This is a genomic window from Chryseobacterium jejuense, assembly GCF_900100075.1.
GTDB lineage: Bacteria > Bacteroidota > Bacteroidia > Flavobacteriales > Weeksellaceae > Chryseobacterium > Chryseobacterium jejuense.
This window is the reverse complement of sequence record NZ_FNEG01000006.1, coordinates 343,609-369,166: the sequence shown is the minus strand read 5'-3', so window position 1 is coordinate 369,166 and position 25,558 is coordinate 343,609. Positions and strand designations below refer to the sequence as shown.

General features: G+C 35.0%; 23 protein-coding genes. 17 read left to right on the top strand and 6 right to left on the bottom strand.

The annotated features are described in order from the left end of the window. The first annotated feature begins 313 nt into the window (after positions 1 to 313). Positions 314 to 898 carry a ribonuclease HII gene (locus BLS98_RS19015; protein ID WP_089738411.1) on the top strand — a complete coding sequence of 195 codons (585 nt, stop codon included), beginning with the start codon at positions 314 to 316 and terminating at the stop codon, positions 896 to 898. A gap of 84 nt (positions 899 to 982) precedes the next feature. On the opposite strand, the gene yidC is transcribed toward BLS98_RS19015, so the two are convergent. Next, on the bottom strand, positions 983 to 2,776 hold the full coding sequence (gene yidC, locus BLS98_RS19010) for a membrane protein insertase YidC (RefSeq protein WP_089738409.1): 1,794 nt from the start codon (positions 2,774 to 2,776) through the stop codon (positions 983 to 985). A 228-nt stretch (positions 2,777 to 3,004) separates the two neighbouring features. Continuing rightward, positions 3,005 to 4,615, bottom strand: coding sequence for a CTP synthase (locus BLS98_RS19005; protein WP_089738406.1), 1,611 nt, complete (start codon positions 4,613 to 4,615; stop codon positions 3,005 to 3,007). Between the two features lie 417 nt (positions 4,616 to 5,032). Here BLS98_RS19005 and radA point away from each other — a divergent pair, with 417 nt between their 5' ends. The 5 genes from radA to BLS98_RS18980 all read left to right on the top strand — a co-directional run bounded on the left by radA (position 5,033) and on the right by BLS98_RS18980 (position 9,548). Next, positions 5,033 to 6,382 (top strand): DNA repair protein RadA, encoded by a 1,350-nt coding sequence (gene radA, locus BLS98_RS19000; RefSeq protein WP_089738404.1) that lies wholly within the window; start codon positions 5,033 to 5,035, stop codon positions 6,380 to 6,382. Positions 6,383 to 6,392: 10 nt separating this feature from the next. Continuing rightward, positions 6,393 to 7,499: an AraC family transcriptional regulator gene (locus BLS98_RS18995; RefSeq protein WP_089738402.1), complete on the top strand. Its 1,107-nt coding sequence runs from the start codon at positions 6,393 to 6,395 to the stop codon at positions 7,497 to 7,499. A gap of 86 nt (positions 7,500 to 7,585) precedes the next feature. After that, complete coding sequence (locus BLS98_RS18990) at positions 7,586 to 8,254, top strand: class I SAM-dependent DNA methyltransferase (RefSeq protein WP_089738400.1); 669 nt, start codon at positions 7,586 to 7,588, stop codon at positions 8,252 to 8,254. Next, positions 8,251 to 8,958 carry a VanW family protein gene (locus BLS98_RS18985; RefSeq protein ID WP_089738398.1) on the top strand — a complete coding sequence of 236 codons (708 nt, stop codon included), beginning with the start codon at positions 8,251 to 8,253 and terminating at the stop codon, positions 8,956 to 8,958. Before BLS98_RS18990 ends, BLS98_RS18985 begins: the two co-directional genes overlap by 4 nt. After that, positions 8,955 to 9,548: an acyl carrier protein phosphodiesterase gene (locus BLS98_RS18980; RefSeq protein WP_089738397.1), complete on the top strand. Its 594-nt coding sequence runs from the start codon at positions 8,955 to 8,957 to the stop codon at positions 9,546 to 9,548. The genes BLS98_RS18985 and BLS98_RS18980 overlap by 4 nt, the downstream gene beginning before the upstream one ends. Positions 9,549 to 9,676: 128 nt before the next feature. Here the strand turns inward: BLS98_RS18980 and BLS98_RS18975 are convergent, their stop codons facing one another. After that, entirely contained in the window at positions 9,677 to 11,221 is a 1,545-nt protein-coding gene (locus tag BLS98_RS18975) for a hypothetical protein (RefSeq protein WP_139166160.1), read from the bottom strand. Between the two features lie 528 nt (positions 11,222 to 11,749). Further along, positions 11,750 to 12,250 carry a DUF6702 family protein gene (locus BLS98_RS18970; RefSeq protein ID WP_089738394.1) on the bottom strand — a complete coding sequence of 167 codons (501 nt, stop codon included), beginning with the start codon at positions 12,248 to 12,250 and terminating at the stop codon, positions 11,750 to 11,752. A gap of 70 nt (positions 12,251 to 12,320) precedes the next feature. On the opposite strand from BLS98_RS18970, the gene BLS98_RS18965 reads away from it, so the two are divergent. Together BLS98_RS18965 and BLS98_RS18960 are read left to right on the top strand one after the other, a co-directional pair. Continuing rightward, a complete protein-coding gene (locus BLS98_RS18965) occupies positions 12,321 to 12,899 on the top strand; it encodes a HupE/UreJ family protein (protein ID WP_089738393.1) in 579 nt (192 codons plus the stop codon). Positions 12,900 to 12,966: 67 nt separating this feature from the next. Further along, complete coding sequence (locus tag BLS98_RS18960; RefSeq protein ID WP_089738391.1) at positions 12,967 to 15,351, top strand: M1 family metallopeptidase; 2,385 nt, start codon at positions 12,967 to 12,969, stop codon at positions 15,349 to 15,351. Positions 15,352 to 15,389: 38 nt separating this feature from the next. On the opposite strand, the gene BLS98_RS18955 is transcribed toward BLS98_RS18960, so the two are convergent. Continuing rightward, positions 15,390 to 16,088: a LytR/AlgR family response regulator transcription factor gene (locus BLS98_RS18955; RefSeq protein WP_089738389.1), complete on the bottom strand. Its 699-nt coding sequence runs from the start codon at positions 16,086 to 16,088 to the stop codon at positions 15,390 to 15,392. Beyond that, entirely contained in the window at positions 16,088 to 17,116 is a 1,029-nt protein-coding gene (locus tag BLS98_RS18950; protein ID WP_089738525.1) for a sensor histidine kinase, read from the bottom strand. Before BLS98_RS18950 ends, BLS98_RS18955 begins: the two co-directional genes overlap by 1 nt. Before the next feature lie 229 nt (positions 17,117 to 17,345). Here BLS98_RS18950 and BLS98_RS18945 point away from each other — a divergent pair, with 229 nt between their 5' ends. The 9 genes from BLS98_RS18945 (at position 17,346) to BLS98_RS18915 (ending at position 25,360) form a co-directional block, all read left to right on the top strand. Then, a complete protein-coding gene (locus tag BLS98_RS18945) occupies positions 17,346 to 18,038 on the top strand; it encodes a DUF2490 domain-containing protein (protein ID WP_089738387.1) in 693 nt (230 codons plus the stop codon). Positions 18,039 to 18,056: 18 nt separating this feature from the next. Beyond that, positions 18,057 to 19,343, top strand: a complete 1,287-nt coding sequence (locus BLS98_RS18940; RefSeq protein ID WP_089738385.1) for a CitMHS family transporter — start codon at positions 18,057 to 18,059, stop codon at positions 19,341 to 19,343. A gap of 89 nt (positions 19,344 to 19,432) precedes the next feature. Continuing rightward, positions 19,433 to 20,653: a cation:dicarboxylate symporter family transporter gene (locus BLS98_RS18935; RefSeq protein ID WP_089738383.1), complete on the top strand. Its 1,221-nt coding sequence runs from the start codon at positions 19,433 to 19,435 to the stop codon at positions 20,651 to 20,653. Between the two features lie 82 nt (positions 20,654 to 20,735). Then, positions 20,736 to 21,458 carry a DUF3108 domain-containing protein gene (locus BLS98_RS18930; RefSeq protein WP_089738380.1) on the top strand — a complete coding sequence of 241 codons (723 nt, stop codon included), beginning with the start codon at positions 20,736 to 20,738 and terminating at the stop codon, positions 21,456 to 21,458. Positions 21,459 to 21,620: 162 nt separating this feature from the next. Further along, positions 21,621 to 21,758 (top strand): hypothetical protein, encoded by a 138-nt coding sequence (locus BLS98_RS23410; RefSeq protein ID WP_167356253.1) that lies wholly within the window; start codon positions 21,621 to 21,623, stop codon positions 21,756 to 21,758. A gap of 235 nt (positions 21,759 to 21,993) precedes the next feature. Beyond that, positions 21,994 to 22,128 carry a hypothetical protein gene (locus BLS98_RS23695; RefSeq protein ID WP_262483762.1) on the top strand — a complete coding sequence of 45 codons (135 nt, stop codon included), beginning with the start codon at positions 21,994 to 21,996 and terminating at the stop codon, positions 22,126 to 22,128. 180 nt (positions 22,129 to 22,308) lie between these two features. Continuing rightward, a complete protein-coding gene (locus BLS98_RS18925) occupies positions 22,309 to 22,587 on the top strand; it encodes a co-chaperone GroES (protein ID WP_045500963.1) in 279 nt (92 codons plus the stop codon). A 100-nt stretch (positions 22,588 to 22,687) separates the two neighbouring features. Next, positions 22,688 to 24,313, top strand: coding sequence for a chaperonin GroEL (gene groL / locus BLS98_RS18920; RefSeq protein WP_045500964.1), 1,626 nt, complete (start codon positions 22,688 to 22,690; stop codon positions 24,311 to 24,313). Between the two features lie 423 nt (positions 24,314 to 24,736). Then, positions 24,737 to 25,360 carry a DUF6037 family protein gene (locus BLS98_RS18915; RefSeq protein WP_089738378.1) on the top strand — a complete coding sequence of 208 codons (624 nt, stop codon included), beginning with the start codon at positions 24,737 to 24,739 and terminating at the stop codon, positions 25,358 to 25,360. Positions 25,361 to 25,558 lie beyond the last annotated feature (198 nt).

The window sequence follows — 25,558 nt, the reverse complement described above, 5'->3', positions numbered from 1 at the left end:
ATGTTGTGCATATATTTTTTTTGCTCCCAAAAAAGACTAAAAACGTCGAGCAAACAGCGAAAAACAGACTACAGTTTCAGTAAAAAATATGAATAAATTAATATAATAAAATCATAAATAAAATCCTTTCATGAAAACCGTTTTATATTTTCCAATATCAGTCTGTTTACCGGTATTCAATACAAAATTCAGTTTTTGAACTTATACTCAACTGTCTCTATTTTATTCTTAGATGTTTTCATAAAAACAACCAAAATATGAAGTTAATACATTCGTTTTTTTTAATTTTACACCTCGTATATCATATATAAACATGGAATTATTACATAAATGGACAGACAATTACATCGAAGCTGGATGTGATGAAGTAGGAAGAGGTTGCTTAAGCGGGCCGGTAGTTGCGGCAACTGTCATTTTAGATGATAATTTTAAACAGAATCTGGTTAACGATTCAAAAAAACTAACGTTTAAAACCAGGATGGATCTAGACAGCTATATTAAGGATAATGTAAAAAACTATGCTATTGCGGAACTATCCCCGGCATTCATTGATGAGCATAATATTCTTAATGCAAGTATTCATGCCATGCATCGTGCATTAGATCAACTCACAATAACGCCGGAACTTATTCTGGTAGACGGAAATAAATTCCATCCTTATAATTTTATTCCTCATCAGTGTATCATTAAAGGAGATTCAACAGTTTTATCTATTGCGGCAGCCTCTATTCTTGCCAAAAATTACAGAGACAGGTTAATGATTCAACTTCATGAAGAATTCCCCGAGTACGGCTGGAATACCAATTTCGGGTACGCTACAAAAAAGCACCAGGAAGCGCTCATTAAACATGGGCCAACAATACATCATAGACAGTCGTTCAGACTAAAATATGATTAACTGAGAAATTAGAACCTGATATAAATAAAAAAAGAGAAGCAAATTGCTTCTCTTTTTTATGATAGATTGACAGTGGCTAGTCAATTATTTCTTTTTGTTTTTTTCCTGAGTTTGCTGTTGCTGTTGAGCTTGTTCCATCATTTCTCTCATCTTCTTCTGGAATTTACCTTCCGTTTTCGGCTTTTCTTTGTTAGCCTGAATCTGAGCATGGATTTTCTTCTCATCCAGAATTACATATTTAATCACTAGAATGATTAGAATGTTGATCGCATTCGATACAAAATAGTACCATGAAAGACCAGATGCTGAAGTATTCAGGAAGAATAAGAATGTAATCGGGAAGATATACATTAATACTTTCATATTCGGCATTCCTTCCTGTTGTGGCTGCTGCATGTTTCCTGATGTCATTACTGTATAAATCAAGATAACAATTGTACAAGCCAATGCAAAGATACTTAAGTGATCTCCAAGGAATGGAACTTTAAATGGTAACTTAATCAAATCATCATAAGCTGTTAAATCCTTTGCAAACCAGAACCCCTGTCCTCTCAAGTCAATAAAGTTCGGGAAGAAACGGAATAATGCATAGAAGATTGGAATCTGCACCAATGCCGGTAGACATCCTGCCATCTGATTTACTCCTGCTTTTCGGTATACTTCCATTGTTGCCTGCTGTTTCTTCATTGGATCTGCATCCTTGAATTTAGCATTAACCTCATCAATTTCCGGACGAATTACCTTCATCATTGCACTCAGCTTATGCTGTTTGTACATAATTGGAGATAAGATCAATTTTACAATGATCGTCATTACAAAGATTACCCAACCTGCAGATAATCCCCAGCCTGCAATAATTGCATATAACCACATAAAGAAATAACGGTTCATTGCTCCAATGAATGACCAACCTAAAGGAAGAATTTCATCAAAGTTTTTATCGTAAGATTTCAATAATGGTAAATCCAATGGCATAAAATACCATGTAAAGTCTTGGTTTAGCTCACTTCCGGTCATCTGAACGAACCCTTCATAATTAAGTTTCTTCAGATACTCTCCTTCTTCTACATTTTCCTGATTACCTTTACTCTGAGTAAATCCATTCTTAGCTTCAATAACAGAAGTGAAGAACTGTTGTTTTACTCCAATCCAGTTAAGAGTCTCTTTCTCCTCCTCCATGGTAGTTCTTCCATCATAATCATAATCTTTATAATTATTGAAAGCATAAGAGAATTCTGAGTGAGATTGTTCCTGAGCTCTACCTTTTTCAAGGTTTCTTACACTATAATCCCAGATAAAATCTGCTTTGTTATCAGAAGTAACCGCAGCAAGACCTTGAGTTCTTACTTTAAAATCAAGAGTATATTTCGGAAGTAGTGTATAAATAAACTGAATAACAGCACCATTATAGTTAGCCGTCATGGTTACAGCATTTCCATTAACAGTAGGCGAGAAAACTAAATCTTTAGTATTAATAACCTTTCCTGTTTTGTCCTTAAACTGAAAACCGTAGTTTGAATTATTTTTATTAATAAGATAAAGCGGAAGGTCAGCCTGATCCGTTTTATTGTTGTATGCTTTGTATTCTGAAAGCTGAACTTTAGAAACTTGTCCTCCTAAACTTGAAAATTCTATATTCAATTCTTTGTTAGACAAATTAGCTGTCTGAATCGCATTAGGAGTTACATTTGGATTGATATTGGTGGCCTGAGTTTGTTTTACGGCATTTTTCACCTGTTCCGTTTTCTGCTGCTGAGCTTTTAACTCTTCTTCTTTCATCTGCTTGTTCTGGAAATAGAACATTGCACCGAAGAGAACCAGGCATAAAACCGCGAAACTAATCATCTGCTTCTTATCGATTCCGTTGTTTTGTTGCATTTTATTTTAGATTAAAATTTTAAATTTAAAATCTACATACATCGTATGTAATTTGAGCTGACAAAAATACTGTTTTTTTATCAAAACTCTATACTATAATACATTAGTATATAATAAACTCAGGCTGAGAAAAATCAACCTGAGTTTATATCTAGACGTTTATGGTAAAAAATTACCTTATTTGTTTTCGCAGGGTTGAATATTACACTCTTCCCATACTAAAATTTCCTACTTAGATGTTTCACAAGCTTTGATAAAAGCTCTGAATAAAGGATGTGGTGTTGCTACCGTACTCTTATATTCCGGGTGGTATTGTACCCCAACATAGAATGGATGATCTGGTAATTCCAACGCTTCCACCAATCCTGTTTCCGGGTTTGTTCCTGTAGCTAAGAAACCATTCTTTTCAAACTCCTGAAGATAATCACTGTTGAATTCATAACGGTGACGGTGTCTTTCAGAAATATTTTTGCTTCCATAGATATCGTGTAGCTTAGATCCGTTTTTCAAAGCACACTTCCATGCTCCAAGACGCATTGTACCTCCTTTATCAATTACATTCTTCTGTTCTTCCATGATTGAAATTACAGGATCCGGAGTTGCAGTATCAAATTCCATAGAGTTTGCTTTTGTATGTCCTAAAACATTTCTTGCAAATTCAATCGTCATAATCTGCATTCCTAAACAGATTCCCAACATTGGAATTTTGTTTTCTCTTGCATATTTAGCGGTAAGAACTTTTCCTTCAATTCCTCTGTCTCCAAAACCTGGAGCTACAAGGATACCACTTACACCTTTCAGTGTATCTTTAATATTTTCTTCTGTGATATCTCCACTGTATACCCATCTTACTTTTACTTCAGTTTCAAGGTCAGCTCCTGCATGTTTGAATGCTTCGGCAATAGAAATATAAGAATCCTGTAGGGATACATATTTTCCAACCAATGCGATCTCAACAGTTCTTTTAGGATTCTGGAATTTTTTCACAAAAGTTTTCCAGTCTTTCAGATCAGCATCTTTATCGCTTTTCAGATCCAGCTCTTTTAAAATTACATCATCAAAGTTTTGCTTCTGAAGATACATTGGAACTTCGTAGATTGTTTCCATATCCTTACATTCGATAACGTTTTCTAATGGAACGTTACAGAACTGAGCCAGTTTTGCTCTCTGATCTTTTGGAATTTTGTGTTCTGTTCTACAAACCAATACATCAGCCATAATTCCGCTTTCCATCAACTGACGAACGGAGTGCTGAGATGGTTTTGTTTTTAATTCTCCACTTGAAGCCAAATAAGGCAATAAAGTAAGGTGAATAACCATAGAATTGCTCTCTCCCAGTTCCCATTTCAACTGACGAACAGTTTCAATGTATGGTAAAGATTCAATATCTCCTACCGTTCCTCCGATCTCAGTAATGATGATATCGTAGTTCTGTTTAGAAAGGATTTTAATTCTACGCTTAATTTCGTTAGTAATATGAGGAATTACCTGCACTGTTTTTCCAAGGAAGTCTCCTTTTCTTTCTTTTTCAATTACAGTTTGGTAGATTTTTCCTGTAGTAACGTTGTTGTTTTGGGATGTAGGAGCATCAAGATAACGCTCGTAGTGGCCTAAATCCAGATCCGTCTCCGCACCATCTTCAGTCACATAACACTCTCCGTGTTCATAAGGATTCAAAGTTCCCGGGTCGATATTGATATAAGGATCAAGTTTTTGGATCGTTACGTTAAAACCGCGTGATTTTAGCAATAGTCCCAGAGAAGCAGACACGATTCCTTTTCCCAAAGATGAAGTTACACCTCCTGTCACAAAGATGTACTTTGTATTCTTTTTACTCATTAGATTAGGTTTGTGCAAAGTTATGGGAAAAAGAGATACAAAGCAATCTTTTAGATTTTGAAAATGAGAAAACATCCTTCAAACAACTATAAAACCTGAGTAAATTTTTTATTTATGTTTTGAATAGATAAATTTTGTCAAGCTAAAATTTTCATGATTCGCTATATAAACTAAGTCCAAAATTCAAATAGCTACTTATTCCGTTTTGTTATTTTTTTTAAAATAAGAATAAGATCACAGCCGATTAGGTACAATAAGTTCAATCTTATTATCAGTCATTATAATAAATATGAAAGATCATGAGATAATAAGCAATATGATTTAATAAATCACCTCTATCATTGATCTATTTTATTCTTTGAATATTTTAATCCATTTAAATCTCAGAAAAAAAATGCTTTTTTATAACTTCGCAGTATGGCAAAATTGAAAACGGCATATTTCTGTCAAAACTGCGGCTCCCAATATTCCCAGTGGATGGGACAATGCAAAAATTGTGGAGAATGGAATACTCTTGTAGAAGAAGTAGTGGAAAAGCCCAATAGCAAAGCGGTACCCTTCTCAAAAACGAAACAACATGTCATCAATATCATTGAGGTAGAAACCAGTGAAGAACCGAGACTTAAGACGCCTTCAGAAGAACTAAACCGCGTCTTAGGAGGTGGAATTGTTCTAGGTTCCGTTACTTTAATCGGGGGTGAACCAGGAATTGGGAAGTCTACTCTCTTGCTTCAGCTTGCCTTAAAAATGAAGAAAAAAATCTTCTATGTTTCCGGGGAAGAAAGTGCTTCTCAGATTAAAATGAGAGCCGATAGGCTAACAGATATTCAAAATCCGAACTGCTTCCTGTTTACAGAAACCTCACTTGAAAAAATTCTTCATGAAGCTAAAAAACTGGAACCGGATTTCATGATTATCGATTCTATTCAGACGCTTCAATCTCAATTGATCGAAAGTTCTCCCGGAACGGTTTCTCAGATCAGAGAATGTTCCAACGAGATCATTAAATATGCTAAAGAAAACAGCATTCCTGTATTTTTGGTAGGTCATATTACCAAAGACGGCCAGATTGCGGGACCAAAGGTATTGGAACATATGGTAGATGTGGTTTTAAACTTTGATGGAGACCGAAATCACCTTTTCAGATTACTGAGAGCGAACAAAAATCGTTTTGGTTCTACTTCTGAAATCGGAATTTACGAAATGATCTCTCAAGGATTGAAGGAAATTAAAAATCCTTCAGAAATCCTTATCACCAAGAAATTTGAAGAACTTTCCGGAAATTCTGTTGCGGTAACCCTGGAAGGAAACAGGCCTATGCTTTTAGAAATTCAGGCACTGGTAAGTACAGCAGTTTATGGTACTCCTCAAAGAAGCTGTACCGGATTTGACTCCAAAAGGCTGAATATGCTTCTGGCAGTTCTTGAAAAAAGAGCAGGTTTTCAATTGGGAGCTAAAGACGTTTTCCTTAATATTACCGGAGGAATAAAAACAGATGATCCGGCTTTGGATTTAGCAGTAATAGCCTCTGTTCTTTCTTCCAATGAAGATATAGCTATTTCGGAACATTATTGTTTTGCAGGAGAGGTTGGGTTAAGTGGAGAAATTCGTCCGATTGCCCAGGTTGAACAAAGAATTACTGAAGCTGAAAAGCTGGGCTATGAAAAGATATTCGTTTCCAATCTTAATAAAATTCCAAAAAGAAAATTTGGAATCAAGATTGAAGAAGTAAGTAAAATTGAAGATTTCCACGAAAGACTTTTTTAAAATGTAAATAATGCAACTCGAAAACATTCAGAAGTTTGTCCTTATATTACTTTATGGAGGATTAACCTTACTTTCATTTACAGTATTGATTAATCCTATGCGGGTTAATAAAAAGGCCAACTTCTTTTTCGGGATGTTTATATTACTCTGGTCCAGCTACTGGCTCCTTGATATTTTGCATTTTTGTGGAATTTCACCAGATTCTTGGTTCATCTTTACTTTGTATGCTCTACAAATCTTCACACCGATTTTTCTATTTTTCAGTGTTGTCTTTTTTATCAATCCTGATTACCGATTTAAAAGAAAAGATTTCATTTGCCTTATTACTCCTGTGATCTATTGGATACTCCTTTTCAATATGGAAAATAATCCAATCATCCGAAGCATGGTAATGCTCATTGATGTATCTCACAATCTTCCCTATATCGCTCTTATTTATTTTAAAATCAGAAAACATCAGAAGAGAATTGAGATAATTTCCTCCACTACGGAAAATATCGATTTGCAATGGCTGATTAAATTAAGTTTTCTTCTTTTTGTAACCATTATCATAACTGTTGGCTATGAACTTTTCAACACTTTTGTGTATAAAATGCATCAGCATTTGGTGATGGATCTCCTGTTTTTATTTATCCTTTACAGTACACTCTATTATGTTCTCAGACAAAAGGAAATCTATCCTGTGAATAAAAGTCAGCGTGAAGAACTTCTTTCTATTGAACTGGAAAATGAAACGGAAGAGACCTCAAGAAAAAAAATAATTCCTGATGATGAGTTTGAATCATTAAAACAAAGACTAATCACTGTAATGGAAACAGAAAAACCTTATCTGGATGGAGAACTCAATTTATTGAAACTGTCTGATCTTATTCAGATTAATGCCCATCAGCTTTCCTATCTCCTCAACACTGGATTTCAGGAGAATTTTTTCTATTTTGTGAATAAATACAGAGTTGAACATGCCAAAAAGATGCTTACCGACAGCTCTTTTCACAAGCTTTCTATATTGGGCATTGCATTTGAATCCGGGTTTAATTCAAAAACGGCATTCAATACTATTTTTAAAAAAATGACGGGTATGACTCCTACCGAATTCAGAAAAGAACAATTCAACTAATCTGCTCTGTTAAAAACTTAATAAACCTGAATAAAAATTGTGGAAGTCAATAAAATTAAAGATCTTAACAAAAGATTTTTCAAACGATGAAAACAAGTATTCTGGAATATTACAGCAACCTCGCTGAATCTTATGATGAGAACCGCTTCGGAAATTCTTATGGAAAGTATATTGACCATCAGGAAAGAGCTTTTCTAGCCTCTTTTTTCAAAGATAAAAAATATACAAAGGTTTTGGATCTGGGATGTGGAACTGGAAGGTTATTAAATTTTGCTACCCACGGAACAGATTTCAGTGAAAACATGTTGAAGGTTGCCCATCAAAAACATCCTGAAAAAAAACTGGCTGTAGGTGAAATTTCAGGAATCCCTTTTCATGATGAGTTTGACTGCATTTTCTGCTTTCACGTTATCATGCACCAAAATCAAGAAGAAACGAAAGAATTTTTAAATGAATGCTATCAGAAGTTAAACAAAAATGGAACTCTGATCTTCGATTACCCCGTAAAAAGCAGAAAAAAATCTGTTTCTCCACAAGAAGACTGGCATGCCGGCAATAGCTTTTCAATTGCAGATATTACAGAACTTTCAAAAGGCCAATGGAACGTTAAAAGTACCACTGGAATATTATTTTTTCCTATTCACAGATTACCGAAAGCCATTAGAAAATTCTTTCTGCCGCTGGATATTTTTCTTTGCCGCACCTTTCTGAAGAATTGGGCATCTTATCACATTAGTGTTTTAGAAAAGGTATGAAACAGCAATTGAAAAACTGGATTCCTCATTCATTGAAACTGCAGATTAAACTTTTGCAGCGCTATTTGGATGAACAAAAAAATAATTATACGTATCCCAAGGAATATCGTTCAGAAAATATTGGAGAATATTCTGTTCAACTCAAACAGGTTATCAAAAGCGGAGCTTTTCATCATAATAAAATTCACAATTTAAAAGTTGTAGGAGATAAAATTCACAATCTTATCATTCATCCCGGCGAAGTATTTTCTTTCTGGAAAATGGTTGGAAAACCAAGTGCAAAGAATAATTTCAAGGAAGGACGAAACCTCATCAACAATACCATTTCCAGTGATTTTGGTGGCGGAATCTGCCAATTTTCTTCTATTTTATATTATCTGGCTCTTCAATCCGGCTTAAAGATTTTAGAAAGACATCCACATTCTATGGATATTTATAAAGAAGAGGAACGTTTTACACCCTTGGGTTCGGATTGTACAGTTGTTTATGGTTACAAAGATCTACAGATTCAGAATTCTTTTCCGTTTCCAGTTCAGTTTAAATGCGAAATCAAAGATGATGAACTTTGTCTGAGTTTGATTTCCCCGGAAGAAGTGATCTCAAACGAAATTGAGTTTAAATATCACGAGATTGAAAAAGGAGTATGGGTGGAAACAGTAAGCAATAGCCAAACTTTATTTAAAAATTTTTATATTCGTTTATGAATTATCTGGCTCATTCTTTTCTCACTTTCACTGACGGACAAATTGTTGGTCAATTTTTGGAAGATTTTATCCGAAACAGGGATCGCTTTTCTTTTCCTAAGGATATTCAGGATGGAATTACTTTACACAGAGCTATTGATACTTTCACAGATTCCCACCCTGCCATTCATGAAGCTAAAAAAGTATTTGCTCCCTTGGTAAGGCTGTACGCAGGTGCATTTGTAGATGTCTCTATGGATTATTTTGTGGCTAACGATCTTTCTCTGAATTCCCTTAAGGAATGGAAGTATCATTCTTTACGCGTCTACAAAGTTTTAAATGCCAATGAAGAATGGCTCCCGGAAAATTTCAAAAAAATGCTGGTTAAAATGGAACAGGATGACTGGCTTTATAATTACCGTGAAGATTGGGGCATTAAATTCAGTATTCAAAATGTATTGAACAAAGCAAAGTATCTGGATAAGGATATTCCTGTTTTTGAAGCTTTTTTAAATAATAAAGATTTTCTTCAAGAATGCTACAACGATTTCTTTCCGGATCTGCTGGCTCATGCAAAAGGAATTAATACACTTCTTCAATTGGAAAATTAATTATTATACAATAAAAAAACACCTACATAAGTAAGTGTTTTCTGTGATTTGTGTTATTAGAATTTTCGCCTGTATTTTGGATCTTGGTAAAGAGAAACGTTTACCCTACCCTATTTATCAATTTATATTTAGTCTCCAATTCTGAATACTAAAAGCTGAGTTGAAGCTGCAGCAAGTGTCATCCCCGTACCACTACAATTTCCGGACTGACCTCTGCCCAAACGAATCGGCCATGTTCTCCCAGCAGGAACAGTAGTAGCATAGGTAATGGTTCCTCCATGATTGGATAAAGCACCTGAATTATGGTATGCTGTACTATGAATCCTCTGAGTACCTGCAGCACCGGTAGGAAAATCAACAATATATGAACTGTTTCTGCATTTATCAGCCTCTACCGTGGTTCCGTTATCATTATTATGAATCGCTTCATATACAAAAGTTATCTGATATGTTCCGGCAGGAAATGTAATAGTACTGGAACCTGCATTATAAGTCATTCCCGATATTGAATTTTTTACAACAGACATTGGAACAGTGGATGATCCTCCTGCTGCAACACCGTTAAGAAAATCTGCCTGAGCCGTTTCTAATCTGAAAAGCGCAGGATTGGGAATAGATAAGGCTCCAAGTGTTCCAATCGTTTTTACAACACCAGTAGCATCCAGAACCATCAGTGGGTCTGTAGTGGTGTTTCCAGCAGTTGTTCCCTGCAAACGTAGAGGATCAGCCGTAGCATTCACATGCAATTGATTGGTAGGAGCATTAGTTCCTATCCCAACAAGGCCTTGTACAATTGCCCCATTAGCAGGTGCCGCAGTAGTTATATAACTATTGCCAATAGTGGCATTTCCATTTACAGAAAGGTTACTTCCCGGATTTGGAGCAGCATTGATTCCTAACTTTCCAGAACGTGTAAGGGTTAATATCTGACTTACCGCTGTACTTGCATCATCACTCACCGTTTGAAAGTTTAAAATTGGCTCTGTGCTATTCAAGCTATAATTAATTTTTAATAGTTTTGATCCAACCGGAGCGCCTACATTCTCCAAATAAAATCCCGGTCCACTTATACCAGCAGCTGCACCAACTCCTGTAACAGCCATTCCTGAAATAAAACTGGTTGTCATACCACTATTTGAACCTGCTTCAACAATATGTAGCTGCTGCTTTGGTGCTATAGTCCCTAGTCCAAGCCGTTTAGTTGCTGCATCTACTGAAAATGTATTCCCACCTATCGAAAAAGCATTGGTAGAATTTGCTGTAAAGGATAATGTATTAGCTCCTTGAGTTACAACTCGGTTTCCAGTAAGAGCTCCATCTGTATTATAAATATTAGTATCAATGGTATTCGCAGGATTATGAAGCTTTACCCACACTGAACCGTTATAATAATAGTAACCTATCGCATCAATATTAACCGCATTCCCTCCCAGTGAACCATTTGCAATACCATTCACATAAATCAGCGTAGAAGTTGGAATTCCTGTCATACTCTGGGCTCTCAATCTATCCACACGCGGTACCAAAAGACCATCTACAGCAGTAGATGCACCAGTTGCGTTCTTTGCAGTAACATCTAATGTTGAAGTTGGATTGGGAGTATAAATACCTACCTGTGCTAACGCGAAACTACTGAAGGTAAGCAGTACCATTGTAAGATTCTTTTTTTTCATTTTCATATTAATTAAGTTATTTAATAGTGGGATATCCCTTTGTTTTTTTATTGATAAGCTATATAATGTCTAATTACTTTTATCCAAAAAAAATCCTATGAAATTATACAAGGTTTCGATACATCAAATTAAGATTATCTCAACGAGAGAAAATAAGCAATTGGTAAAACAGCATATAAAAACAATTACAAAATATTATTAAATTAATCATTAAAACATAAAATAATTATCAAATACACACAAATAATTCAACATTAACAATACGCAACATATATAAAATAAAACATTGAAATATATACATATAAATACATTACACTATAAAAATAATAAAAACAATTAAAATATAATTAAAAAATTGATAATAATTTAAAATTATTATTTATCAATAAACAAGTAAAAACAAAATTAATCAATATTAAGTGAATTAATATTACAGAATTCCCATTTCCTTTTTGAAAAAGAAAAAAAGCAGAAACTATGGTTCCTGCTTTTTACTTTATATTCATCTTTTATACCTTCAATTCCAGGCTAAAAAGTTTTAAAAATATATCGATTAGGATAAGACAACTTTTCACTTTTCCTGTCTCCATTTACAATGATATGAACAATATTAATCTGGTCATCAAAAAGGTTATACAGGAAACTTACAGCCGCTTCTACTTTTTTAGGATTGGCAACCGGCTCTGATTCTAAATAGACATTTACAGACTCCTGGTCTTCTTCATATCCTATATAATTAATCTTGAGAAATTTATTGTCTGCCTTCAGTTTAAAATAATCCTGACAATACTTGGACAGTGCTTCATTAAGTTTTGCCTTATACTTGTTATCATTAAAATGAAAACTCCCCCCATACTTTTTCCCAAGACCATTCTCCAGATCATCAAGAAAGAATCTTCCTGTTACTTCAAAGGTTTTAGATTTAGAGCTGTAATTAATTTCTACAGATCCTACATGATAGGGATGCCATACTTTTGTAAAAGACAATAAAAAAACAATTGGGAGCAACAATAGCCATAATTTCTTCATAAACCCTGACTTTTAAATAATGTGTACGAAATTAATCATTATTTTCGTACGCATTATATTTTACTTTATGATGCAGGATTTTCTATTTTATTTAAACCTTGGATGGGAACACATTATTTCCCTTGATGCCTTAGACCATCAACTTTTTGTTCTGGCTCTAATTGCCGTTTATTCCTATAGTGACTGGAAAAAAATTCTTATCCTCGTAACGGCGTTCACTATTGGACATTCCATTACATTAGCTTTAAGTATTCTGGATGTTTTCAGGGTTCCTTCGGATTGGGTTGAATTTTTAATTCCTTTAACCATCGTTCTGACCTCTTTGGATAATATTATTATGAAGAACCAGAAACAGACGTTAATGCGGGCCAATTACTACCTTGCCCTTATTTTTGGATTGGTTCATGGGATGGGTTTTGCCAATACAGCAAGGGTAATGATTGCCAAGAGTCAAAGTATTGCTGTTCCATTATTAGGTTTCAATATCGGATTGGAATTAGGACAAATTGTTATTGTGGGAGCAATTTTAATATTGCTGTTTATTCTGCTTACCCTTTTTAAGGTGAATAAAAAAGATTGGATCCTTTTTGTCTCATCCGGAGTCTTTGCATTGTCCTTAAAAATGACATTAGAAAGAATTCCTTTCTAAATGTGAAATATTTTTATTATTTCAACTGCTTATTACTATCTTTGATAATTATTAAATCATTTCGGTTATGAAACTAAAAGTTGTTATACTTTCACTTTCTGTATTTGCATATGCAGGTTTCACCGCACAAAATATTCAGAATAACCCGGGCAGCAATCATGGAAACAAGTTTGAACAGCTGGGAACTATTCTACCAACACCCAATATTTACAGAGCAGCTTCCGGAGCGCCAGGGCATGCCTACTGGCAAAACAGAGCTGATTATAACATTACAGCCTATCTTGATGAGGATAAAAGAAATCTGAAAGGCACGGAAACAGTTACTTATTACAACAATTCTCCTGATGAACTGGATTATATCTGGCTTCAGCTGGATGAAAATGAACATTCCAGCATAAGAAATGCAGGATATGATAATTCTTCAGTACTTCGTCCATCAACAACCGACCAACAACTTAAGGTTACGGAACTCCCAGTAAAGGATAATGGTTATGGGGTGACGCTTGAAAAAGTAACTGATGCTTCTGGAAGTCCTTTAAAATATACCGTCAATAAAACTATGATGCGTATTGACCTTCCAAAAGGTTTGAAAAAAGGAGAAAAATTTGTTTTCAAGGTAGACTGGAATTACAATATTTCCAATAGAATGAAAATGGGTGGCCGCGGCGGTTATGAAAACTTCCCGGAAGATGGCAATGACTTATACACAATGGCCCAATGGTATCCAAGGATGTGTGTGTATAGTGATTTCCAAGGCTGGCAAAATCATCAGTTTACCGGAAGAGGAGAATTTGCACTGGTTTTCGGAAACTATAAAGTTACTATGAATGTTCCTGCTGACCATATTGTAGGCGGAACAGGAGAATGTAAAAACTATGATCAGGTGTTAACTTCTGATCAACTTTCAAGATACAGAAAGGCAGAGAATGCTTCTGAACCTATAGAAATTGTAACTTTAGACGAAGCTAAAAAAGCAGAGAAAAATCATTCGAAGCAAAGAAAAACATGGGTTTTTGAAGCCAATGATGTAAGAGATTTTGCATGGACCTCTTCCAGAAAATTTGTTTGGGACGGAATGCGTGTTACCATTCCTGAAAACAACAATAAAGTAATGGCCATGAGTTTTTACCCTAAGGAATCTTACGGACTTTACAGAAAGTTTTCCACAAAGGCAGTAGCTCATACGATTAAGACTTATTCGGAATTTACAATTCCTTACCCATATCCGGTAGCTCAATCTGTAGAAGCGGCCAGCGGAATGGAATATCCTATGATCTGCTTCAATTTCGGAAGAACGGAAAAAGACGGAACTTATTCTGAAGGAACTAAAAACGGAATGATTGGGGTAATTATCCACGAAGTAGGTCACAACTTCTTCCCGATGATCATCAATTCTGATGAAAGACAATGGGCTTGGATGGATGAAGGCTTAAATACCTTCACAGAATATCTTACAGAGGAAAAATGGGATAATAAATTCCCTTCTAAAAGAGGTCCGGCGTGGACAATTGTAGATTACATGAAGCTTCCAAAAGATCAATTGGAGCCTATCATGAGTAATTCCGAAAATATTGTTCAATATGGTCCGAATGCTTATTCAAAGCCTGCAACAGGATTGAATATTCTTCGTGAAACCATTATGGGAAGAGAACTTTTTGATAAAGCATTCAAGACTTATGCAAAAAGATGGGCTTTTAAACACCCTGAACCTGCAGATCTTTTCCGTACAATGGAAGATGCCAGTGGTGAAGACCTTGATTGGTTCTGGAGAGGATGGTTCTACGGAACTGATCCTGTAGATATTGCTATTGATAAAGTAACAGTAGCAACACCTAACCTGGAGACCAATCCTAAAGCGGCTGAAGAAATAAAATATCAGGTTGACAAGCCTTTGGTAAATAGTTTTGAGGACCTTTCAAAAATCAGAAACAGAGAAGATAAGAATACCACCTTCTATGTTGACCAGGATAAAGAGGCTCAGGATTTCTACTATAGATATGACAGAGGTCAGGAAAAGGCTAGCACTAAAGAGTATACAACTAAAGTGGATGCTACTCTACCTCTGGATGCTAAGGATAAGGAAAAATTCAAAAATATTACAGCTTATCAGATCGATTTTGTGAACAAAGGTGGATTGGTAATGCCAATTATTCTTGAATTCACTTTTGAAGATGGTTCAAAATTATATGACAAGTCTTCTGCACAGATCTGGAGACTGAATGAGCAAAAAGTTTCCAAAACGTATTATTTTGACAAGAAGCTTAAATCAATTCAGTTAGATCCGATGAGAGAAACTGCTGACATTGATACAAACAATAATCTATGGACCAATAATGGCTCAAGTGGTGAGACTTCAAAATTCCAACTCTTTAAACAGAAACAGGAAGGAGCTCCTGTAAGAGGAAGCTCGAACGGCAAAGTAAATCCGATGCAGGCCGCAGGAAAAATATAATTCTAAATAAAAAAACAGCTTTAAAGCTGTTTTTTTATTTAACCAAAGTATTCTTTCAGGTGTTTTTTATAAGTTCTTCCCAGTGGAAGCTGCTCTCCATTTTTCAAGTAAATCGTATTAGAATCATATGAACTGATATGGGAGGACAGTACAATATATGATTTGTGAATTCTGATAAACCCTAAATTCTGATAATTTTCTTCAAAATTGGACATCCGTTCCAGAATCATATATTTTTTCAGATGGGTCATCAGGATAATATATTCTCCAAAACCCTGAATCCATTTTATATCTTTAAGAAGGACTTTATTCATAATATAATTCGACTTAAACATAATAAAATCTTCCTGCTTTTTATCTTCTGCAGACTGTTTAAACTGTAAGAAATCTTTTGCTTTATACACTGCTTTTTTAAATGTTTCAAAATCTACAGGTTTCACAAGATAATGCACAACATCCAGTTCAAATGCTTTAACCGCATACTGTGTTTCCAAAGTAAGAAATATACATAGAGGCTTATAAGGTAATTGCAGCAAAAGATCAATTCCATTGATATAAGGCATATTGATATCCAGAATAACAAGGTCTACCCTATTCTTTTGTAAGTATTGAAGGGCCTCTTCAGGATTCTGGAAGGTTTCCAGCAATTCAACATCTTCTATCCTTGCACAATAATGCCGAATAAGTTCTAATGCGGGATATTCATCATCCACTCCTACAATTGTCAGGTTAGCCATTATAATTTAATTTTTAAAAAAGTCTCGTATGTATTATTTTCAGCTGCTTTGGATATAAAAGTAAATCTCTCAGGGTAGTATTTTTCCAGAATACTGATCACAGCTTCATTTCCTAATCCATTATCATTGGAGTTTTCCATAAGATTTTTATTTTGTGCTACAGAATTTTTGATTTCAAATACAAATTCCTGATCCTGGATCTTGTAATTGACTTCTATAAAGCTATCTGCCTCTATTCCTACTGCTGAATGTTTCAGAGCATTTTCAAATAATGTCAGACAAACGGAGGGTGGGATTTCAATAAGTTCCAGAGTTTCTTCATCATCAATATCAAAATTAATATCTAATACATTATGATACTTCAATTGATAAAGCCCAATGAGCGATTTAATGGATGAAAATTCCTGTATAAGGGTAATTTTCTCTTTATTGGTATCATAAATAACGTACTGAAGCAATCTACTGAGCTGTAAAATAGATTCTGAAGTATTTTCAGAAGGATTAAAGCTTTTAGAATAGATATTATTAAGGGTATTCAGCAGAAAATGTGGATTTAATTTGGACTTCAAAAGAGCAAGATACAGCTGATCTTTTTCCTCACCTAATTCTTTAAAATCCTGTTCAATCAAAAATTTATCTTTTGTAATCCCAAGAAATGAGGCTACCAAAATCACAATCCCCTGCGCCGTATAAACGTTATATAGAAACTTTGTATTGGATAGGGTCTCGTTAAACTCCATATTGAATACTGCCGGTTCCAGTAAAATTCTAAAAAGACTTGATACCAAAAAACAGATAAAGGCATACAGAATAAATTCAGGATACTTATTGGAAAGATAAAATCTGGGGACGAGATAAAAATACACCAAATGGTAAATCCCAATATTGAAAATAATCACAAATAATACCGACCAGATGAGTTCCGGAACATCTAAAAAGTAATTTTCGGTGAAAAAAATGATGATAAAAAAGAATAAAAAGAATAAAACATGCTGAAATTTCAGCAAAAACCCCCAATGATATTTCATCAGCTTTTCCAAAACCTTACCATTTAGTAAAATCCTAAAAACCAATAATATAAATACAATATTGATAATAAAAAACATCTAAAATATCCAATTTTCAATCTTTCAAATATAAGACCTTTTTTTCCTGGGATTGCAGTTCACTGATAAAAACTGTCATTGATTGAAAAATAAATTCATGGCTCCATCTTATAAATATATTTGAAACATCAGGATATTAATTCAGTTTTACATGAAAGTTAAATTATCATTAATCACCATTTTTTTATTGGGGTTTAGTCAAGTGGTCTGTGCACAAAGCCGTGACAATTACAATATGTGGTTTCAGTATCTTATGTCTGCAAGATTGACAGACAAAAGTACTTTAACTGCTCTTTCACAGTATCGGTCCTTTGATCTGGCTTATGACACCCGTCTTTTTCTGGTCTCTGCCTATGTAGATTACGAGGTAGCTAATGAAGTAAAGCCTGCCTTGGGAATGATGTTTCTTATTTTGGACTCCTATAAATCTGATAACACCAAAAGAGAGAGATACGAAAAAAGACCTTTTCAACAAGTGAGCCTTGGGGGAAATATCGGAAGAACTTCTATCTCTCATCGGTTTCGGGTAGAAGAACGTTTTATCAGTAATCCTAATGAATTTATTGTAAGACTTCGATACCTTATTTCTTTGAGAATTCCATTCAACAAAACCGGAGAAAAAGAAAAATTCTATGGTATTCTTAAAAATGAAATCAGAATGAATATGGTGAAAGAAGAACCGTTTGACAGTAACCGATTAACAGCCGGAATAGGCATAAAAGTCGGAAAAAACTCAGCGATAGAAGTCGCATTTATCAATCAGCTTGAAACAGGCTCTACAAGTAACTATGCTTATGTGGGTTACCGAAACAGTTTTGACTGGAGAAAAAATAAAAATAAATAACCTCAAATACATTCACCTATGCTTACCCTCCTTGGATTTCTTATGATTATCATTTTTATGGTACTCATCATGAATAAAAAAATGACTCCTCTTACCGCCTTGGTTATTATTCCTGTAGCAATAGCATTAATAGCTGGTTTTGGTCCAAATCTGGGAGAAATGATGAAAAACGGAGTAAAAGAAATTGCCCTTACTGGCGTCATGCTCATTTTTGCCATTCTTTATTTCAGCTTAATGATAGACACTGGGCTTTTTGAGCCCTTAGTGAATTTTATTTTAAAAGCTGTGGGAGATAATCCTGTAAAAACTACCATAGGAACAGCCATTCTCACTACCTTGGTTTCTCTTGACGGCGACGGTTCTTCTACTTATATTATTGTTGTAGCCGCTATGCTTCCTTTATATAAAAAGCAAGGAATGAATCCGCTTACCTTAACCTGCATTATCATGCTGGCCGGAGGAATTATGAACATCTTACCTTGGGGAGGGCCTACTGCACGAGTGATGAGTTCCCTGAAACTGGGACATACAGAAATTTTCGTCCCTATGATTCCTATTATGACTTTAGGAATTCTTTGGGTGATATTTGTGGCGTATATCTTAGGAAAAAAGGAGAAAAAACGCATTGCAAAATATGGAAAACACATTCAATATAGTACGAGCGACATTAGTGGAGAGGCTGATCCTAAACTGCTTCGCCCAAAGCTGATCTGGGTCAACCTTTTCCTGACGCTCATCTTGCTGATTGTTATGATACTGGATATTGTTCCCCTAGGAATTGCTTTCATGATTGCATTTTGTATCGCATCGGTTATCAACTATCCTAAACTGAAAGATCAGCAAAAAATAATGTCAAAACATGCCGGAAATGCTCTGTCTGTGGCAGGAATGATTTTTGGAGCTGGTATTTTCACGGGAATCCTCAACGGAACGGGAATCATGCAGGCAATGGGAAACAGCATGATAGAAATTGTTCCTAAAAGTTGGGGTAGCTATCTTAATATTATTACAGCCATTTTCAGTGTTCCGCTTACTTTCTTTCTTACTAATGACGCTTATTATTTTGGAATATTGCCAATCATTGAGGCTACAGGCCGTCAATTGGATATTGCTCCGGAAATATTGGGAAGAGCCAGCCTTGTGGGGCAGGCCTCGCATTTGCTGAGTCCGCTGGTTCCTTCTACCTATCTATTGGTATCATTGGCTGGGGTGGAATATTCTGACCATCTTAAATACACATTAAAGTGGGCAATCGGATCATCAATCATCATGCTTCTAGGAGCGCTGCTTCTCGGAACGATATAATTAGAATTTGATGAATAATGAGTATCTTCAACTTCATAAATAATAATCAAGCCTAAAAATCTGTTTTGTAAAGACAGTTTAATTTCCAGATGAATTTCCTACAGTCCAAAAAAACATTCACCGGCAAATACCTCAAAAACCTTACTTTGTATGTGTTTACTGCAATGATATGCGGTGTACTGGTAGGGCATTATGCTGCTGAAGAAAGTATAAAACTAGGAGTAGTAAGCAGGTATTTTTTTATGATTCTGGAAGCCTTTATTCTTCCGGTTATTTTTATGGCTATTATTTACGGGATCTGCCAACTGTCCGAAATTAAAAATGCAAGTAATATTGTATTGCAAACCATTTTATATTTTTTGACCATAAGCACAATAGCCATAATATTAGGTCTTACCTTTGGTTTAGTCATGCAGCCCGGTTCCGATACCGGAATTGATGTTACCCGCATCAACACTGCTCTTCCCAAGACTTTTGAAATAAAAGACGGAGATATTTCCACCGTTTTATATCTCAACAGACATGGTATTTTTCTTTTTCTATCCATTTTGATAGGAGTAACGATGAACTTTTCCTCAAAAAAGGAAAAGTTTCTGAAACTCTTGGATAGAGGGACAGATTTGTTTTACACCGTTATTAAATACCTTTATATTATTCTTCCTTTTATTATTTTCTGCAATATTGCTTATGGAGTTGCGGTGTATGGGATCAATACTCTATTACCATTAAGTAAAGTGGTAGCCACTGTTTATCTTGCAGATATTGTATTTATTTTTGGTGTCTTAGGTTTTATCTCTTACCTATTCAGATTCAATTTGTGGAAATTTTTACTGGATATTAAGGAGGAAATTATTCTGGTCATCACCACTTCATCTTCAAAGACCGCCTTTCCTTTAATTTTTGAAAAAATGGAATCTCAAGGGTATAGCAGAAAAATTTTAAGATTTATTATTCCTCTAGGGTATAATTTTAATCTTGCGGGAGCCTGCATTTATATTTCGGTAACCTGCTGTTTTCTTGTTCAGTTTTATAATATTTCTTTGAGCTTTAATGATTATGTATGGCTTTTTGTTATTATTTCCATTACTTCAAAAACAGCATCCGGTGTACCCGGTTCAGGGTTTTTAGCCCTTATCTTTACCTTGAACAGGTTTGGAAAAATTCCATTAACAGATATTGCCCTTCTTTATACTGTAGACCGTTTTATGAATGAAGCCAGATCGGTAACCAATTTTATTGGCATTGCGGTTTCAGGAGCTATTATTTCTAAAGTAAACCTGCATCAAAAAAGTGAAATACCTTCTGCTTAATTTGACTCCACACTTACCTAAACTATTAATGTTCAACCATGTAACTTTTTAAAGATTAGAATAACTAATTGATAAAAAGACTATGAGAACATTTATTTTTCTTTTATTGATAAGCAGTACTCATTTTTTTTCACAAGAACTGCTTTCTCCACAAAATGCAGCCATCAATTCAAAATTGATTAAAGATGAAACATCTGAAGCTCTATGGTACGCTGATAATGCAGGATCAAAAACAGAAATCGGAAATATTATTACGGAACTTAAAAAATTAAACAAAACAGATCTTTTAATCAGAACAACTGTAAAATTGAAGCAGGCTCCGGATGCAAAATGGACAGATTCCACTCTTGTAAAAACCTCTGATTTCACTCCAATCTATCATTCATCTTACAATATGATGAGAGATATGGTCCTTAAATCCGGTAAGGATAAAGTCAGCGGATATTATCTGGATAAAAAATCTCAGAAAAAAGATAGTATTGAAATCCCTGCCACCCATTATTTTGACAGCAGCAGTTATGCTATGCTGATAAGGTTTCTTCCTTTAAAAGAAAACTATACAACCGAAATTTCTATTTTCGACTACAACCCAAAATCTGAGAAAAAAGGAATAATGAAAGCCTACATTCTGGATACTCAAAAAGCAGAATACAAAGGGAAGCCGGTTTGGACTGTAAAAACAAATGATGATATAAGCAACAGAGCTTCTATTGTCACTTATTATATTGATCCCGAAACAAGAAAAATTGTAAAACAGGAAATGGATATGGGTGGAAGAAAAATGTTTCTAGAGATGATCCCGTAAAAAATTGAACTTCAAAACACCAACTCCTACCCTTTGTCTACAAACAACTTAACAACCTGTATTAAAAACACTTACCTTTGAATCAATACTAAAACACCAGTTGTCAAAAATCCTGATTGACATTAAATATTCAGGAATCAAAAAAACGAAGGTATTACACATATGAAAAATGCTAAATTATTAAACAGAGACAGTCAGAAATCCATTCATGGAGGATCTGCTGCAAAACTTGTTTGTTGTGATTATGATGACAACATGAAATGTATCCGTTGGATTGGGCCGGGGCAACAATGTCCATAAATATGTTCTACATCACAAATAAAAGCCGGAGATTTTTCCGGCTTTTTCTTTTTACACCCCATCCACCAAAGAACAACTATCAACTGATAACCAACAAATTATACTTAAAATTATTAAATAAATATATCACATATTAAGGAAAAATACTATCTTTGATATAATCTTAAACACCAAATGTCAAAATCCTGATTGACTTTAAACGTTCGGGAAGTATACAAATTAAATATTATTAACTATGAAAAATGCAAAATTACTAAGCAGAGATGCTCAGAAATCAATCAACGGCGGAGCGGCAGGACGTTTTTGCTGTGAGTACAATTACAAAGGACAATGTATCCTATGGATCGGACCGGGGCAACAATGTCCATAAAAATAGTATTCAAAAAGTTAAACACTTACAATAAAAGCCGGAAATTTCCGGCTTTCTGTTTTTTATTTTTCTGCCAAATTTTCACATTCAGGAATAAAACTCTGCCATTTCAGCCACCAATGTCTCATGGCATACATTTAGAGAATTACAACACAGAAATAATTAAAAAATAAATATATTATGTCAGTAAACTTTAAACCATTAGCAGACAGAGTTCTGGTAGAGCCAATAGCAGCAGAAACTAAAACAGCTTCAGGAATTATTATCCCGGATACTGCAAAGGAAAAGCCGCAAGAAGGTACTGTAGTGGCAGTAGGTCCTGGTAAAAAAGATGAGCCTACAACTGTTCAAGTAGGTGACAAAGTTCTTTATGGAAAATATTCAGGTTCTGAATTGAAATTAGAAGGTAAAGATTACTTAATTGTAAAAGAAGCTGACTTATTAGGAATCATCGGATAAGCATACATCTTACTATTTTATCCAATAACTAAATTTAAAAATCAAACTTGCGACTTGTAAAAGCCAAAAGCTAAGAGCCAGTCGCTAAAAGCTAAACAATATGGCAAAGGAAATAAAATTCGATATTGAATCAAGAGACGCTCTAAAGAGAGGAGTTGATGCATTAGCAAATGCAGTAAAAGTAACTTTAGGTCCTAAAGGAAGAAACGTAGTAATCGAAAAATCTTTCGGTGCTCCACACGTAACTAAGGATGGTGTTTCTGTTGCAAAAGAAATCGAACTTGAAGATAGAGTAGAAAATATGGGTGCGCAAATGGTAAAAGAAGTTGCGTCCAAAACTAATGATATCGCAGGAGATGGTACTACTACCGCTACTGTATTGGCACAAGCTATCGTAAGAGAAGGTCTTAAGAACGTAGCAGCTGGTGCTAACCCAATGGATCTTAAAAGAGGTATTGACAAAGCTGTAACTGCTGTTGTTGAAAACCTTAAATCTCAATCTAAAACGGTTGGAGATTCTACAGAAATGGTGAAGCAAGTAGCTTCAGTTTCTGCTAACAATGACGAAACTATCGGTGCTTTAATCGCTGAAGCTTTCGGAAAAGTTGGAAAAGAAGGTGTAATTACTGTAGAAGAAGCTAAAGGTATCGATACAACAGTAGATGTTGTAGAAGGTATGCAGTTTGACAGAGGTTACCAGTCACCATACTTTGTGACTAACCCTGAGAAAATGTTAGCTGAACTAGAAAATCCATATATCCTTTTAGTAGAGAAGAAAATTTCTTCAATGAAAGAATTACTTCCAGTTCTTGAGCCAATTGCACAAGGTGGTAAATCTCTATTAATTATCTCTGAAGAAGTTGAAGGGGAAGCTTTAGCTACTTTAGTTGTAAACAAACTAAGAGGTTCTCTTAAAATTGCTGCTGTAAAAGCTCCAGGATTCGGAGACAGAAGAAAAGCAATGTTAGAAGATATCGCTATCCTTACAGGTGGACAAGTGATCTCTGAAGAGCAAGGTTTCACTATGGAAAACATCTCTTTAGACATGCTTGGAACTGCTGAGAAAGTAACAATTGACAAAGACAACACAACTGTTGTAAACGGTGGTGGTGACGAAGCTAAAATCAAAGGAAGAGTAGCTCAGATCAAAGCTCAGATGGAAACTACAACTTCTGACTACGACAGAGAGAAACTTCAGGAGAGATTAGCTAAGTTAGCTGGTGGTGTTGCTGTATTGTACGTAGGTGCTGCTTCTGAAGTAGAAATGAAAGAGAAAAAAGACAGAGTTGATGATGCACTTCACGCTACAAGAGCAGCTGTTGAAGAAGGTATCGTAGCTGGAGGAGGTGTTGCTTTAGTAAGAGCAATCTCTGCTTTAGATAACCTTACAGGGATCAATTCTGACGAAACTACAGGGATCAAAATCGTTAAGAGAGCTATCGAGGAGCCATTAAGACAAATCGTTGCTAACGCAGGTGGTGAAGGTTCTGTAATCGTTGCTAAAGTAGCAGAAGGATCAGGAGACTTCGGATACAACGCGAAAACTGACGAGTATGTTCACATGCTTGAAGCAGGTATCATTGACCCAACTAAAGTAACAAGAGTTGCTCTTGAAAACGCAGCTTCTGTATCTGGAATGCTTCTTACAACTGAATGTGTTATCACTGAAATTAAGAGTGCAGAACCAGCTATGCCAATGGGTGGTGGAATGCCAGGAATGATGTAATAACGTCGTTGAGACAAATTTAATATATAGACCGCTCTGCTTTTGTAGGGCGGTTTTTTTTATCTATAAGTTTTAGACAAAGGTGCCTGTATTGGTATCCTTGTCAAGGTTTTAAACCTTGACAAGGATATGCAACAAAAGTAACAAGAGTTGCCCCTTGAAAACGTAGCTTCTGTATCTGGAATGCTTCTTACTACTGAATGGTGTTATCACTGAAGTAAAGAGTGCTGAACCAGCTATGCCAATAGGTGGTGGAATGCCAGGAATGATGTAACGGTCAGCGACCGAGGCAAATTAATATCCTAACCTCTCTACTTGTAGGGCGGTTTTTTTGTTTTTATGGTTTCCCATAAGGAAGTAATATTTTTATATTTTAATTTAGTAAAAATATATTAAGGAAATTCTCTTAAAAACGTTTACTATATGAAAAATACACATCTTTTACAAAATCTGAAACAGCTTAAAGAAGATATGGAAAACAAAGGCTGGGTTATTGAAGCCTTTACATTCAATTATAAAAGTGAAAGTTATACAGTTCTTGTTAAGTTGTATGTTGAAAATGAAAAAAGACCTGAATATGCACTTTTAAAACTTGAATTTATAAAAGCAGATGACCCTGGTCATACTTTAACTGCTCCTGCCAACTCAACTCAAATTATGATTTCCGCTCAAAAATTAAGAGAGTTTTTTAATATTAGCTATTCATCAAACTTAGGAAATATTTTAGAACAGTTTTATCAGCATTTTTCTAGTTTTATTCCTACTCAAATAAATCCAAATCATCCTGAGAACATAAGGAGATTAATGGTTTCTTCATTGTCTAAAAGTGACAGTAAAGACCCTAATAAAATATATTGTTATACAGTAAAACGAAATCCTGACAATAAAAAAAGATCACCATTCAATGATAATAAAACTCAATTACTGAGGCCCACATTATATTCAAAATTTAAAGGAGAACGTACAATAAGCTTTTGCTATTCTTTAGATCAAAAAGATGAAAAAACTGATGAGGAAATACTTTTGAGTTTTGGAAAGAGAAGATAAGGTTCCCTAGGTTTCTGTACTTCGAAAAGCAGAATATGTATTCGTACTTGAAAAGCTTTCTCTTGAAAACGTAGCTTCTGTATCTGGAATACTTCTCACAACTGAATGTGTTATCAATGAAGTGAAGAGCGCTGAACCAGCTATGCCAATGGGTGGTAGAATGCCAGGAATGATGTAGTAGCGTAAAGCTTTTATAAT